The following is a 13,899-nucleotide window of genomic DNA, read 5'->3' as shown; positions in this document are numbered from 1 at the left end:
CCGAGCACGTCGAAGTACAGGCGCGGGCGGCGCGCGCTCAGTCGGCCAGCAGCAGCGCCGGCTCGTCGCTGGCGACGACGCGCTGCGCCCAGTCGCGCAGCTTGCGCGTGTCGCTGCGCAGGATCTGCTGCTTGACCGGCAGGATCTGCGTCGGGTGCATCGAGAAGCTGCGCAGCCCCAGCCCCAGCAACAGCCGCGTCATCGTGACGTCACCGGCCATCTCGCCGCAGACGCTCACGGGCTTGCCCGCCTCGCGCGCCACGGCGATGGTGTCGGCGACGAGCCGCAGCACCGCCGGGTGCAGCGGGTCGTACAGGTGCGCCACCGACTCGTCCACGCGGTCGATGGCCAGCGCGTACTGGATCAGGTCGTTGGTGCCGATCGACAGGAAGTCGAAGTGCCGCACGAACAGCCGCACCGCCAGCGCCGCCGCGGGCACCTCGATCATCGCGCCGACGCGCACCGGCCCGTAGGCGACGCCGCGGCGGTCGAGCTGCTCGCGCGCCTTGGCCAGCATCGCGTGCACCTGCCGCACCTCGCTCAGGTGCGCGAGCATCGGGATGAGCACGTTGACCTTGCCGTGCGCCGCCGCGCGCAGGATCGCGCGCAACTGCGTCAGGAACATCGCCGGCTCGGCCAGGCTCCAGCGAATCGCGCGCAGACCCAGCGCCGGGTTGAGGTGCTCGTCGCGCCGGTGGTGGTCCAGCGGCTTGTCGGCGCCCACGTCGACGGTGCGGATCGTCACCGGCAGGCCGTGCATGCCCTCGATCGCGCGGCGGTAGGCGTCGAACTGCTCCTCCTCGTCCGGCAGCTTGCCGCCGCGGCCCATGAAGAGAAACTCGGTGCGAAACAGCCCCACGCCCACCGCGCCGACCGACAGCGCCGGCAGCGTGTCCTCCGGCTGCTCGATGTTGGCCAGCAGCTCGATGCGCTCGCCGTCGAGCGTGACCGCCGGCGTGTTCTTGATGCGCGCGAGGCGCTCGCGCTCGATCGCCCCTTGGCGCTGCTTGTAGCCGTACTCGGCCAGCATCATCGGCGTCGGGTCCACGATCAGCACGCCCGCGTCGCCGTCGACGATCACCCAGTCGTCCTGCTGCACGAGCTGGCTGGCGTGGCGCGCGCCGACCACCGCCGGGATGTCCATGCTGCGCGCGACGATCGCGGTGTGGCTGGTCTTGCCGCCGACGTCGGTGACGAAGCCGGCAAAGATCCCCTGCTTGAAGTGCAGCATGTCGGCCGGCGCGAGGTCGTGCGCGATCAGCACCAGCGGATGCTCCTCCGCTCCCGGCGCGGGCGCGGCCGTGATCGGCGACGCCTCGCCGCGCATCACGCGTAGCATGCGCTCGACGAGCTGCTCCAGGTCCGCCTTGCGCTCGCGCAGGTACGGGTCCTCCATCTCGTCGAACTGCTTGGCCACCAGCTCGAGCTGCGCGGTCAGCGCCCACTCCGCGTTGTAGTGGCGCTCGCTCACCCAGTGCTTGACGCCTTCGTGCAGGTGCTCGTCCTGCAGCAGCATCAGGTGCACCTCCAGCAGCGCGGCGAGTTCCGCGTGCGCCTCCATCTCGTCGTGCGCCAGCCCCTGCTGCAGGCGGCGGATCTCGTCGGCCACCGCGTCGCGGGCCGCACGCAGCCGCGCGATCTCGGCGCCCACCTGCTCCGGCGCGATGAAGTAGTGCGCCACGTCCAGCCGGCTGGACGCCACCAGCACCGCCCGCCCGATGGCCACCCCGCGCGAGACGGCCTGCCCGTGCACCGTAAAGGTCATTCCCCCTCCCCGAATTTGTCGTCGATCAGCGCGACGATGGCCTCCATCGCGGCCTGCTCGTCGGGCCCGTCGGTTTCCACCTCCACCGTCGCCCCCAGCCCCGCCGCCAGCATCATCACGCCCATGATGCTCTTGGCGTTGACGCGCCGCCCGTTGCGGCTGAGCCACACCTCGCACTGGAATGCCCCGGCCAGCTTGGTGAGCTTGGCCGACGCGCGGGCGTGCAGCCCGAGCTTATTGCTGATGGTCACGGTGCGCTGGATCATGGCGGGGGGGATGAAACTGGTTTTGCGGCGCGGTCGGCGCCAGCGGCATCACCCCCTGCGTGCCACCGAGCGTGGCGCGCGACACGAGGGTGTCGATCGGTTCGTGGCGGTAAGTGACGGCGCGCAGCAGCATCGGCAGGTTGACCCCGGTGACGAGCCGCGTGTGGCCGCCCTCCAGCAGCCGGGTGGCGACGTTGCACGGCGTGGCGCCGAACAGGTCGGTCAGCACCAGCGTGTCGTCGGCGCCGTGCACGGCCATCAGCGCGCGCGCCTGCGCGAGCGTCTCCTCCGGCGCCTGGTGCGGCGGCACATCCAGCGCATCCACCACGTGCGCCGCGTCCGGAAAGACGTGCAACACGCACTGCCGCAACGCGGACGCGAGCGGCGCGTGGGCGATGACGAGGATGGCGTTCACGGGCGAAATTATCGACCGGAACCGTGGCGCGTGACGCCGCCGAAAAACGTCTCCCGCGCGTCGTCGGCAAGGCCCGGTCCGTAAAGCGCGCGCTGCACCAGCCACGGCCCCTCGATGCGCCAGTGCCACTCGGCCTGCAGCGGCTGCCCGTCGGGCCCGTGCCCCGGGCCGCGCCAGCAAAGCGGCGGCAGCGTGACGCGGCCCGCGCTGCCGCAGGGCACCGCCGCCCAGCCGGGCGGCACCCCGTCTGCCGGGGCCGGCACCCGCAGCGTCGCCCACGCGGCGCGGCGCCACGCGGCCGCCCACTGCGCCACCGTGGCGTCCGCCACCCCATCGGGCAAGCGCACCGCCGCCACCGCAAACGTGTGGCCGGCGGCGCGGCAGCTCAGCATGTGCAGCGCCACCGGTGGCTGACCGGGCCCGAGCAGCGGCACCTCGCGTGTCGCGCGCTCCGGCTTGCAGGGCAGCACGGCCTCCACCGCCGCCGCGTCGTGGCGCACGGTGCGCCAGTCCAGCGCCGGGCTGCACGCCGTGAGCGCCCCGCCCAGCGCCACCAGCGCGCTTGCGAGCGCCGGCACCGCCCGCCCGCGGGCGGCCCGGGGGCCGGACGGCGGGCCATCCTCGCGGCGCGTGGCAGACCTCGCGAAAGCAGGGCACAATGACATGTCCTGCATCGTACCGTAGCCCGCCGATGAGCGCCCCAGCCGACACCGCCGTCCCCCACCGCCACACGCTGCCGGTGCCGTCGTCGCTGAGCGCCGCGGCGCAGGCCGCGCGCGCGCGCGGCGAGCCGCTGGTGGTCATGGTGACGCTCGCCGGTTGCGCGTTCTGCGACGTCGTGCGCCAGCACCACCTGGGTCCGATGCTGCAGCGCGGCGAGGTGGTCGCGGTGCAGGTCGACATGCTCGACCGGCGCACGCCGGTGGTCGATTTTCAGGGGCGCTCGACCACGGGTTACGAGCTGGCGCGGGCGTGGCGCGTGCGCGTGGCGCCGACGGTGCTGTTCGTCGACGAGCGGGGGCGTGAACTCGCCGAGCGGCTCGAGGGCATGGGCCTGGCCGATTTTTACGGCCCGTACCTGGAGGAGCGGTTGCGCACCGCCCGCGCGGCCTTGGCGCGCGCCGCGCGCTGACGGCGCCGCGCTTACGCCTCCAGCACGGCCGCGCAGGCGCGCGCGCGGCCCAGGCGCTTGGCCTCGTAGAGCTGCGCGTCCGCCAACCCCAGCAGCGCCGCGCTGGACCAGCCGGGCTGGGTGGGGCCACGGCGCGTGGCGACCCCGACGCTGACGGTGAGCACCGGCGCCACGGGACACGCCGAATGCGGGATCGCCATCAGCGGCACTGCCTCGACGATGCGCTGCGCCAGCGCCAGCGCCTGCTCGCTGTCGGTGTCCGGCAGCAGGCAAGCAAACTCCTCCCCGCCGTAGCGTGCGACGAGGTCGGTGCCGCGCCGCATCTGTTCGGTGAGGCACGCCGCCACGCGCCGCAGCGCCTCGTCCCCCGCCTGGTGGCCGTAGCGGTCGTTGTACGCTTTGAAGTGGTCCACGTCGACCAGCAGCAGGCTCAATGCGTGACCGTGGCGCTGCGCGCGCGCCCACTCCAGCGCCAGCCGCTCGTCGAACCGCCGCCGGTTGGCCACACCGGTCAGGCCATCGACGAAGGCGAGCGAGCGCAACAGATCCGACTGGAATTTCAGCGTCAGGTGCGTGCGTACGCGCGCGCGCACCACCGCGGGGTTGATCGGCTTGGTGATGAAATCCACCGCGCCGGCCTCCAGGCAGCGGCTCTCGATGTCCTGATCGCTGTGCGCGGTGACGAAGATCACCGGAATCGCCGGCGTCTGCGCCTGTGCGCGCAGGCGCTGCAGGACGCCAAAGCCGTCCAGCCCCTCCATCACGACGTCGAGCAGGATCAGGTCCGGCTGCTGCTGCAGCGCCACTTGCAGCGCCTGCTCGCCATTCGTCGCCATGAAGAGCTGGTAGTCCCCGGCGAGCGTGCGGTAGAGCGCCTGCAGCTGCACCGGCTGATCGTCCACGAGCAGCAGACGCGGCTTGCGGTCCGGCCACCCGGCTGGTCGTTCGGCAGCGGTCATGCAGCACCACCCCCTTCCTCGGCGGTCGCCAACAAGGCCGCACACGCCGCCTGCGCCGCCGCGAAGTCCATCGTCTCCATCGCCTGGTGCAGTGGGGCCCAGCGCGCATCGGCCGCAATCGCCGCGTCCGCCAGCAGCCGGTCGTGCACGTCCAACGCCTCCATGTCGCTGGTGGCCAGCAGCGCCTGCAGCCGCTGCAGCTCGGCGCGCCAGCGCGCCGGGTCGGCGCGGGCCGCATCGGCGGCGCCCTCTTCCGCCGGCGGCACCCAGCCGCGCGCCTGCAGCTCGGCGAGCACGCGGTGCAGCGCGTCCGCCGTGACCGCGAGCTCGTCGGCCAGCGCGGGCCACCACGGCGGCACCGGCGGCAGCGCGCGATCCCCCGCGGCGAGTTGCGCCTTGACGGCGCGCTCGGCCTGCGCGGCGGCGTCGGCGAGCCGCTGCGCCCCGACCGTCGCGGCCGTGCCTTTGAGCGTGTGCAGCAGCGCGGCCAGCTCCGGATCGGCCGGCTGTCCGAGCCGCGCGTCGAGCTGCGCGCGCGTGTGCGGCAGGCTCTGCGCAAACTGGCGCGCCAGCCGCGCGTACAGCACCGGGTCGCCGCCCAGCCGCTCCAGCGCCGCAGGCACGTCGACGCGGTCGGCGTCGGGCCACGGGCGGTCGTCCGCGCGAACCGCCGCCTGCTTCCCGGCGTCGTGCGGTGGCTCGGCCTCCCCGGCGGCCGCCTGCGCAGCACCATCCGCGGCCCCGCCCGGCTGCACGCGCGCCAGCGCCTCGCCGGCCCACTGCTGCAGCACGCGCACCAGCTGGTCGATCGCAAACGGTTTGCCGACGTGGTCGTTCATGCCGGCCGCCAGGCACGCCGCGCGGTCGTCGGCCATCGCGTTGGCGGTCATCGCGATGATCGGTAGCGCCCGCAGGCCGAGCTGCTCGCGGATCACGCGCGTGGCCTGCAAGCCGTCGAGCACCGGCATCTGCATGTCCATCAGCACCACGTCCCACGCATCGGGCGCGCGCTTGAGGGCATCGACCGCCGCCTGCCCGTGCTCGGCGAGCGTGACCGTGGCGCCCTCGCGCTGCAGGAGGTCTCGCGCCACCTGCTGGTTGATCGCGTTGTCCTCGACCACCAGCACGCGCAGGCCCGCCAGGCGCCGCGCCCCCGCCACCGGGGCCTGCGGCGCCGCTGCGCCCTGGGCCTCGGCACGGGCGCGCATCACCGCCTCCAGCAGCATGCCGGCGGTGACGGGCTTGACCAGGAAGCCGTCGAGCACCGACTGACGCTGCGTGGGCACCTCGTTGAGCACCTCGCGGCCGCTGGCCGTGACCATGATGAGCGCCGACGCGGACGCGGGCGAATCGGCATGGCGCAGCGATTCCGCCAGCGTCAGCCCGTCCATGCCGGGCAGCGACCAGTCGACGAACACGACGTCGTAGGGCTGCTCGGTCTCGCGCACGCGGCGCAGCGCCGCTTCCGCGTCCGGCACCGCGTCCGCCGCCCAACCGAGCTGCCGGACCGCCTCGACCAGCACGTCGCGCGCCATCGGGTGGTCCTCCACCACCAGCGCGCGCAAGCCGCGCAGCTCGCGCGCGACGCCGTCGGCCTGCCACGCAGCGGGCACGTCGCTGGCGACGGGGAAGTCCAGCTCGAACGCGAAGGTGCTGCCGCGGCCGACCTCGCTGTCCAGCGTGATCTCGCCGCCCATCATGCGCACCAGCCGCTGGCTGATTGCCAGCCCCAGCCCGGTGCCGCCGTATTTGCGCGTGGTCGAGGCCTCGGCCTGCGTAAACCCGCTGAAGATGCGCGCCTGCGCCTCCGGCGGGATGCCAATCCCCGTGTCGATGACCGCGAACGCCAGCCGCACGCGCCGCTGCCCGTCGTCGCCCGTCCATTGCTGCAGCTGCCGCACGCGCAGCGTGACGCTGCCGACGCTGGTGAACTTGATCGCGTTGCCGCCCAGGTTGATGAGCACCTGCTGCAGCCGCAGCGCGTCGCCGATCAGCACCGGCGGAATGTGCGCGTCGATATCGAACAACAGCTCGATGCGCTTGCCGCGCAGGTTGGCGGCGTATATCGTCGCCAGATCACGCCAGAGGCGATCCACCGCAAACGGCTCCGGATCGAGCTCCAGTTTGCCCGCCTCGATCTTGGAGAAGTCGAGGATGTCGTTGATGATGCCCAGCAGCGACTTGGCCGCCGCCTCGGCCTTTTCGGCGTAGTCGCGCTGGCGCGCGTCGAGCGGCGTGCCCAGCAGCAGCTGCAGCATCCCCAGCACCGCGTTCATCGGCGTGCGGATCTCGTGGCTCATGTTGGCCACGAACTGGCTCTTGGCGCGGCTGGCCTCCTCGGCGGCGCGCCGCGCCGCCTCCAGCTCGGTGACATCGAAGCGCAGGCCGACGACGCTGCCGTTGGGCAGCCGGCGCTCGACGACGCGCAACACCTGGCCGTCGGGCCGGTACACGACGCGGTCGGTGCGCCCGGCGCGAAAGTCCGCCAGCCGCTCCCGCAGCCACGCCTCGGCGTCGGTGCCCGGGGGGAGCTGGATCTCGCCGCGCTCGAGGCCCGTGCGGATGAAGGTCTCGAACCCCACCCCCAGCTGCAACACGTCACGCAGGCCCGCGTGCAGCTGGTAGAACCGCTCGTTGGCCCACTGCAGGCGCTCGCGCGCGTCGAACACGGTGAGCGACGCGCCCAGCGCCTCCAGCGCGTTGAGCAGCAGTTGTTCTTTTTCCTGCGCGGCGGCGCGGGCGCGCTCGAGCTCGGTGATGTCGATGCGAAAGCCGACGATATAGCCGTCCGGCGTGCGGCGCTCGATGACACGCAGCACACGCCCGTCGCCCAAGTGCTGCACCAGCGAGGTGTTCGCGCGGCGGTGCAGCGCGACGCGCTCGCGCACCCATTCGTCGACGCGCCCGATCGCCTCCGCGTATTCGCCGCGCTCGGCACCGTAGCGCACGATCTCCTCGAACGTGCGCCCCACCTCCATCACCGCCGCGCCGATCGGGTAGTACTGCCGATAACGTTCGTTGCAGTACACCAGCCGGTCCTCGGGGTCGTAGAGCACGAACCCTTCGTCCACCGCTTCGATCGCGCTGCGCAGCAGCCGCTCGGCGCGCGCGGCGGCTTCTTCCGCGTTCTTGATATCGGAGATGTCGAGGTTGTTGCCGTACACCGCACGTGCGCGGCCGCTCGCGTCGCGCTCGTAGGCGCGGGCGCGCGACCGCACCCACACCCAGTGCCCGTCGCGGTGGCGCAGCCGCACGGTCTGCTCGAACGTCTCGCTCACACCGTCGATGAGCGCCTGCAGCGCCAGCTGCACGGTCGGCAGGTCGCCCGGGTGCACCCGCTCGGCCCACGTTGCGACCGACGCGCGCGGACACGGCGCCTCACCCAGCATCGTCCACCAGCGCGCGTCCGTCTCGACGTCGCCGGTGTCGGGGTCGAGCACCCACGTTGCCGCGCCGGTGGCGCGCAGCAGGTTGTCCAGGCGCTGCTGCGCCTCGCGCTGCGCGGCCTCCGCCCGCTTGCGCGGCGTGATGTCGAAGCGGATCGACAGGTAACGCTCGATCTCGCCCTGCGCGTCGAAAATCGGCGCGACGATACTGTCCACCCAATACAGCGTGCCGTCCTTGGCGCGGTTGCAGATCTCGCCGCGCCACGGCTGCCCACTGGCGATCGTGGTCCAGAAATCGCGCCAGAACGCCGCGTCGTGCACGCCGGAGTTGACGATGCGGTGCGGCGCACCGATCAGCTCGTCGCGGGTGTAGCCGCTGATCGCGCAGAAGGCTTCGTTCGCATCGACGATGGTGCCGTCCGGCGCCGCCTGGCTGACGATGGCGTGGCGGTTGATCGTGTCCATCAGTGCCTGCGCCTCGGCGAGCGCCGCGCGCAGCCGCTCCTGCGTGCGCACCCGCTCAGTGATGTCGACCTCCACCGCCATGAAGCCGGTGACCCGCTCGGCCTCGTCGCGCAGCGGGATGAGCTCGATGTTGACCCAGTAGTCGCGTCCGTCCTTCGCGCGGTTGAGGATGTCGACCTCGCAGCCACGCCCCGCCTGCACCGCGGCGCGCAGCGTGGCCACGGCCTGCGGGTCGGTGCGCGGGCACTGCAGCAGCCGCCCCGGCACCTGGCCGATCAACTCGTCGGCGGTGTAGCCGGTGATGCGCTCGCACGCGTCGTTGACCCACGTGACGCGCCCGTCGCGGTCGGTCAGGATGATGGCGTTCTGCGTGTACCGCGCCACCAGCGACAGCCGCTGCACATCGCCCTGCAGCAGCGCGAGCCGCTCGCGCTGCTCGCGCCGCAGGCGAAACACGCCGAGCGTCGCCCACCCCGCGAGCAGCGCCACCGGCAGCGCCCCGACGCCGACTATCCAGGCACCCACTGGGTGCCACTGGGCCTCGAGTGCCGGGGTGCTGCGCACCCCGAGCTGGTAGCGCCGCTGGCCCAGGATCGCCTCGCCCAGCGCCACCACGCGCGCACCGCTGTCGAGCAGCGCGGCCACCGGCGACGTCGGATCGTGCCCGTCCGCGTCGAGCAGCGCCACCCCCGGTAGCGCGTCCGGCGGGTCCAGCGCGAGCGGCTGGCCCGGCGGGCTCGCCGCGGCCGCGCGCGACGCCTCCGGGTCCACCCAGTGCCAGTCGTAGCGCGCCTCGTTCAGCGCCGCCTCGCGCGCCAGCTCCAGCGCCGGCACGCCGAGCACGACGAAGCCCTCCAAGGCCTCCCAGCGCTGCGCGACCGACGCCGGCGTCCAGCCGCCGCGGTACAACGGCAGCACGAACAGCAGGCCGTACTCGGTGCGCTCGGTGTTGGCCAGCCGTACCGGGGCGGTCACCGCCACCTCGCCGGTCTGCGCGGCCTGGCGCATCGCCGCCCAGCGGATCGGGTCGGACGACAGCTCCAACCCCACGAGGTGGTCCTGGCCGCTCGGCTCGATCCAGTCGATCACATAGTGGTCGGGGGTCGGCGGCCCGCCCGGGCGCATCGGCCGCACCCGCACCGCCGCCCCGGGGCGCTGCGCCTGCGCCGCCTGCCAGGACGCGACCGTGTCGGCGGGCAGCCGGCGAAGGTATGCAAAGCCCGTCAGCGCCGGAAAACGCTCCGCGAGCTCCAGCGGACCGGCGTACGCGCGCGCGGCGCGCCAGTCGGCGTCGGGCTGCGCGTGCATCCACGCCCGCACCCCGAGCAACAGGTTGCCGTAGCGGTCGAACGCCGCTTGCAGCCGGCGGCTGGCGGCGTCGAGCTCCTGCGTCAGGTGTGCCTGCAGCGCCGCTTGTGCCTGCCGGTCGATCCAGCGCCCCAGCGCCACGCCCAGCGCCAGCACCAGCACCACGACCAGCAGCGCGATCACGCCGCCGTTTCTTTCCACGGTCGCCGCGGGCGACGCCGGCGGGGTCGGACGCGCGTCGGCCATGCTGCGCTCCGCCCCGTCAGTGACCCATCACCCGGGCCAGCTCGGCGGCCAGCCGCTCGGCGTCGATCGGTTTGGCCACATAGCCGTCCGCCCCCGCCTGCAGCAGGCGCCGCCGGTCTTCCGGCAGGTCGTGCGCCGTGACCATGATTACCGCGGTGCGCGCGGCCCCGCCACGCTCGCGCGCGCGCAGTTCGCGCAACGCCTCGATCCCGTCCATCCCCGGCATCGTCACGTCCAGCAGCACGACGTCGAAGCGCTGCGCCGCCAGCGCCTCCAGTGCCTTCGCGCCGTCCTGCACGAGGACGCCGCTGTGCCCCATCTCGCGCAGGATGCGAGTCGCCAGGCGCAGGTTCAACGGGTTGTCGTCGGCCACCAGCACACGCAGCGGCCGCATGCGAAGGGCTTGAGCGCTCATGGGTCCGATTGTGCCCGCAATCCGCTGAGCGGTGCGAACTTTTGCCGCGGCAGGGCATCGGATCGTTCATGCCCCCCGGTCGGCCCCACGGCCATCGCGTCCCGCGTTGCCGCTCTCGCGTTGCCGGATCGCCGGCGATGTCTTCGTGATGCGCCGGAGTCCGGCGCGCGGATCCCGCTTCCGTGGCGCTGTGGTCCAATCGGGGGATCTGTTTCCTTGCTTTGCTGAGCGTGACATGACGCCCCGTCTTCGCCCCTGGCTGCTCGCCTCGCCCTGGCTGGCCGCGTTCGGCGGCCTTGGCCTCGCCGGGTGCAGCAGCGCCGAACGCGCACCAGCCTCGACCTTCCGGCTGCTCGATGGCAGCACCCTCACGACCGCCGATCTGCAGGGCCGCGTGCTGCTGGTCAATTTCTGGGCCACCACCTGCGTGAGCTGCGTGAAGGAAATGCCGCAGCTCATCGAAACGCACCGGCGCTTTGCGCCGCGCGGCTTCGAGACGGTGGCGGTGGCGATGAGTTACGACCCGCCGGAATGGGTGGCCAACTTCACGCGCACGCGGCAGTTGCCGTTCAAGGTCGCGCTCGACAGCGACGGCGCGCTCGCCCGCGCGTGGGGGGACGTCAAGCTCACCCCGACGACGTATATCGTCGACCGCCGCGGGCGCATCGTCAAACGCTACGTCGGCGAGCCCGACTTCGCGGCGCTGGCCGCGCTACTGGACAAGCTGCTGGCCGAGGCGGCCTGACCGAGGGATCTGGCGTACACGCGCCCCCTGACACCCCCCCCTGGGTGCGCCCCGTGAAGGGCGCACCCAGAAGGGGGCCACGGCCGTGTGCAAGGCCGCGGCACCGCAGCGCCGTGGACTTACTCGCGGTACGCGTCGTGGCACGCCTTGCAGGTCGCGGCGGCGTCGCCGAAGGTCTTTTTCACCGCGTCGAGGTTGCCGGTGCGCGTCGCGGCTTCCAGGTCCGCGACCGCCTTCATCATCTTGTCGGCACCGGCGCGCACCTTGTCCATCTCCCTCCACGCCTCGGGCTTGGTGCGGCTCTTGATCTTCTCCGACTCGGGCGTAAAGCCGGCCCACGGCAGCTTGGACAACGTCACCACGAGCGCGGCGTTTTCCTGCGCGACCTTGGCGTCGAACGGCACGCGCCCCTGCACCATCGCGCCGATACGGCTGAAGTGGTTGCCCATGACGGTGAACGCGCCCTGGCGGTACTTGACCGCATCCTCGGGCTTCTGAAACTGGGCGTGGGCGGCACCGGCGAGCGCGGCGACCACGGTGGCAACGAGCAGACGCTTGGACATGAAGTAACCTCCGGTAGTGAACGGGAACTTGAGTGTATGCTGACGCACGAAAACGTGCACGCCACCCCCGACGGGCCGCCCCCAACGGGTCGGCAACCGCGGCCACCGCAGCCCCTGTGGCCGGTGGACATGGCTGTACGACCGCTCGCTCACGCACCGAAGCCTCGCACCGATGAACACGCCCGACCAAACCCTCCGCCCCGTTGACGCCCCCACCCCCGCGGCACCGGCCGCCGCCCCGCTCGTGCCCGTGCGCGTGTGGGACCTGCCGACGCGGCTGTTCCACTGGCTGCTGGCGCTGGCGGTCGTCGGACTCGTCATCACCGGTAACCTGGGCGGCAACTGGATGACGTGGCACCAGCGGCTGGGCTATGCGGTGCTCGCGCTGCTGATCTTTCGCGTGCTGTGGGGGCTGGTGGGTGGGCGCTGGTCGCGCTTCGCGTCTTTCCTCCACGGGCCCGGCACGCTGCTGGCCTACCTGCGCGGGCGCGCCGACCCGCGCGTCGAGGTCGGCCACTCGCCGCTCGGGGCGCTGTCGGTGTTTGCGCTGCTCGCGGTGCTCGCGGGGCAGGTGGGCACCGGCCTGATCAGCGACGACGAAATCGCCTTCGTCGGGCCGCTGGCGCACTGGGTCGAGTCCAGCACCGCGTATGCGGCCACCGCCTACCACAAGGGCTGGGGTAAGACCCTGTTGCTCGCGCTCGTCGGCCTGCACGTCGCGGCCATTGTCTGGTACCGCATCGCGCGCGGCAAGGCGCTGCTGCCGCCGATGCTGCACGGCAACAAGCCTCTGCCCCCCGACACGCCCGCCAGCGCCGACGGCCCTCGCCAGCGGCTGCTCGCGCTCGCGCTCGCCGCGCTCAGCGTCGCCGCGACCGCCGGCATCGTGCTCGGCCTCGGACAGCCCTGACCCGAGAACCATGGACAGAACCATGGGCACCTCTGGTCTTTTGGCCCGCCGCGCATTACCATGCACTGACCGTGTCACACACGAGGCCCGCAATGAGCGAAAGCACCTTCACGTTCCGGGTCGACCCGGCGCTGAAATCCGCGTTCTCTGCCGCAGCCAAAAAAATGGACCGCAACGCCGCGCAGCTCCTGCGTGACTTCATGCGCGACGTCGTTCGCCAGCAGCAGGAAACCACGGCACACGACGCCTGGTTCCGACGCGCGGTCCAGACAGGGCTGGACTCTGCCAACGCCGGTCGCCTCATCCCCTCGGCGGAAGTCGAAGCACGGTTTGCCGCCAAACGCGCCGCAACCCGCCAACGGCTTGAAGCCGCCGCCGAATGAGGATCCTGTTCTGGACGCCGGAGGCGATTCAGGACCGCGTCGACATCTACGACCACATCGAGGCCGACAATCCGGCCGCCGCACTGGCCCTCGATGAGCGGTTATCCGGGGCGGCGGGTCGCTTGATCGAGCATCCCGGCCTGGGTCGCCCTGGTCGCGTCGCTGGTACCCGCGAGCTGGTGGTCCATCCAAACTATCTCCTGGTCTACGACATCACCGATGACCAGGTGCGCGTGCTGCGCGTGTTGCACGCGGCGCGGCAGTGGCCTTCAAAATAAGCGCTCACACCCGGCTTGCACGCCCCGACCCGTATCATTGCCCCATGGCCGATGCATCTGCCGACGACACCGCGCCGCCCGAGGTGCGGCTGCATACCGTGACCGACGGGCCGCTGCTGAACGCGGCGCGCGAGCTGTTTCTCGACTATCAGGCCGACATCGGCATCGACCTGTGCTTTCAGGGTTTTACCGAGGAGCTGGCGACGCTGCCCGGCCTGTACGCGCCGCCGCTGGGGGCGCTGGTCGTCGCCACCGTCGATGGCGAAGCGGCGGGCTGTTGCGCGCTGCGCCCGCTGTTCGACAGCGACCACGGCAACGCGGCGGAAATGAAGCGCCTGTTCGTGCGGCGGGCGTTTCGCGGCTTCGGGCTCGGCCGCCAGTTGGCGGAGCAGGTCGTGCTGCTGGCACAGCAGGCGGGGTACGACTGCCTGCTGCTCGATACGCTGCGCGAGATGGAGGCCGCGCGCGCGCTCTACCACGAGATGGGCTTCGTCGAGATTCCGCCCTACTACCACAACCCCCTGCCGGGGGCGCATTACCTCAAGCTGGCGCTGTGAGGTGCACCCGCCGCACACGCACCGGTTCGCGCCGGGTGACGCGGGTCACACACCATCACACTCGTGCTGCGAGGCGCGCCCCCTGTTGCTGCGGCACGGTTTTGTC

14 protein-coding genes are annotated in these 13,899 nt (G+C 72.1%); 6 read left to right on the top strand and 8 right to left on the bottom strand.

Annotation, left to right across the window (positions count from 1 at the left end; genetic code table 11):
* Positions 1–37: 37 nt before the first annotated feature.
* From ptsP to LCC91_RS13660, 4 genes are read right to left on the bottom strand one after another with little or no spacing between them, the layout of a single operon-like run.
* On the bottom strand, positions 38–1,765 hold the full coding sequence (gene ptsP / locus LCC91_RS13675) for a phosphoenolpyruvate--protein phosphotransferase (protein ID WP_043701002.1): 1,728 nt from the start codon (positions 1,763–1,765) through the stop codon (positions 38–40).
* Positions 1,762–2,031, bottom strand: a complete 270-nt coding sequence (locus LCC91_RS13670) for an HPr family phosphocarrier protein (protein ID WP_043700999.1) — start codon at positions 2,029–2,031, stop codon at positions 1,762–1,764. Before LCC91_RS13670 ends, ptsP begins: the two co-directional genes overlap by 4 nt.
* A complete protein-coding gene (locus tag LCC91_RS13665) occupies positions 2,000–2,446 on the bottom strand; it encodes a PTS sugar transporter subunit IIA (RefSeq protein WP_043700996.1) in 447 nt (148 codons plus the stop codon). The genes LCC91_RS13670 and LCC91_RS13665 overlap by 32 nt, the downstream gene beginning before the upstream one ends.
* A gap of 8 nt (positions 2,447–2,454) precedes the next feature.
* Positions 2,455–3,111: a hypothetical protein gene (locus tag LCC91_RS13660; protein WP_143898221.1), complete on the bottom strand. Its 657-nt coding sequence runs from the start codon at positions 3,109–3,111 to the stop codon at positions 2,455–2,457.
* Between the two features lie 26 nt (positions 3,112–3,137).
* Between LCC91_RS13660 and LCC91_RS13655 the strand changes: the two genes are divergently transcribed.
* Entirely contained in the window at positions 3,138–3,578 is a 441-nt protein-coding gene (locus tag LCC91_RS13655) for a thioredoxin family protein (protein WP_052231569.1), read from the top strand.
* A gap of 11 nt (positions 3,579–3,589) precedes the next feature.
* Here LCC91_RS13655 and LCC91_RS13650 read toward each other — a convergent pair whose 3' ends face one another.
* From LCC91_RS13650 to LCC91_RS13640, 3 genes are read right to left on the bottom strand one after another with little or no spacing between them, the layout of a single operon-like run.
* Positions 3,590–4,537: a diguanylate cyclase gene (locus LCC91_RS13650; protein ID WP_043700993.1), complete on the bottom strand. Its 948-nt coding sequence runs from the start codon at positions 4,535–4,537 to the stop codon at positions 3,590–3,592.
* Positions 4,534–9,942 carry a PAS domain S-box protein gene (locus LCC91_RS13645; RefSeq protein ID WP_143898219.1) on the bottom strand — a complete coding sequence of 1,803 codons (5,409 nt, stop codon included), beginning with the start codon at positions 9,940–9,942 and terminating at the stop codon, positions 4,534–4,536. Before LCC91_RS13645 ends, LCC91_RS13650 begins: the two co-directional genes overlap by 4 nt.
* A gap of 16 nt (positions 9,943–9,958) precedes the next feature.
* On the bottom strand, positions 9,959–10,357 hold the full coding sequence (locus tag LCC91_RS13640; RefSeq protein WP_143898217.1) for a response regulator: 399 nt from the start codon (positions 10,355–10,357) through the stop codon (positions 9,959–9,961).
* A 235-nt stretch (positions 10,358–10,592) separates the two neighbouring features.
* On the opposite strand from LCC91_RS13640, the gene LCC91_RS13635 reads away from it, so the two are divergent.
* Complete coding sequence (locus tag LCC91_RS13635) at positions 10,593–11,102, top strand: TlpA disulfide reductase family protein (RefSeq protein ID WP_143898216.1); 510 nt, start codon at positions 10,593–10,595, stop codon at positions 11,100–11,102.
* A gap of 119 nt (positions 11,103–11,221) precedes the next feature.
* Here LCC91_RS13635 and LCC91_RS13630 read toward each other — a convergent pair whose 3' ends face one another.
* The gene (locus LCC91_RS13630) at positions 11,222–11,665 is read right to left on the bottom strand and encodes a c-type cytochrome (RefSeq protein ID WP_143898214.1); all 444 of its coding nucleotides are present in this window, start codon (positions 11,663–11,665) and stop codon (positions 11,222–11,224) included.
* A 172-nt stretch (positions 11,666–11,837) separates the two neighbouring features.
* Here LCC91_RS13630 and LCC91_RS13625 point away from each other — a divergent pair, with 172 nt between their 5' ends.
* The 4 genes from LCC91_RS13625 (at position 11,838) to LCC91_RS13610 (ending at position 13,793) form a co-directional block, all read left to right on the top strand.
* Positions 11,838–12,575 carry a cytochrome b/b6 domain-containing protein gene (locus LCC91_RS13625; protein ID WP_224440960.1) on the top strand — a complete coding sequence of 246 codons (738 nt, stop codon included), beginning with the start codon at positions 11,838–11,840 and terminating at the stop codon, positions 12,573–12,575.
* 92 nt (positions 12,576–12,667) lie between these two features.
* On the top strand, positions 12,668–12,958 hold the full coding sequence (locus tag LCC91_RS13620; RefSeq protein WP_143898580.1) for a CopG family ribbon-helix-helix protein: 291 nt from the start codon (positions 12,668–12,670) through the stop codon (positions 12,956–12,958).
* Entirely contained in the window at positions 12,955–13,236 is a 282-nt protein-coding gene (locus LCC91_RS13615; protein ID WP_143898582.1) for a type II toxin-antitoxin system RelE/ParE family toxin, read from the top strand. The genes LCC91_RS13620 and LCC91_RS13615 overlap by 4 nt, the downstream gene beginning before the upstream one ends.
* Before the next feature lie 44 nt (positions 13,237–13,280).
* Positions 13,281–13,793 carry a GNAT family N-acetyltransferase gene (locus tag LCC91_RS13610; protein WP_143898584.1) on the top strand — a complete coding sequence of 171 codons (513 nt, stop codon included), beginning with the start codon at positions 13,281–13,283 and terminating at the stop codon, positions 13,791–13,793.
* Positions 13,794–13,899 lie beyond the last annotated feature (106 nt).

The organism is Tepidimonas taiwanensis (genome assembly GCF_020162115.1).
GTDB classification, from domain to species: Bacteria; Pseudomonadota; Gammaproteobacteria; order Burkholderiales; family Burkholderiaceae_C; genus Tepidimonas; species Tepidimonas taiwanensis.
The sequence above is the reverse complement of the archived record's forward strand: the minus strand, read 5'-3'. Positions and strand labels throughout refer to the sequence as shown.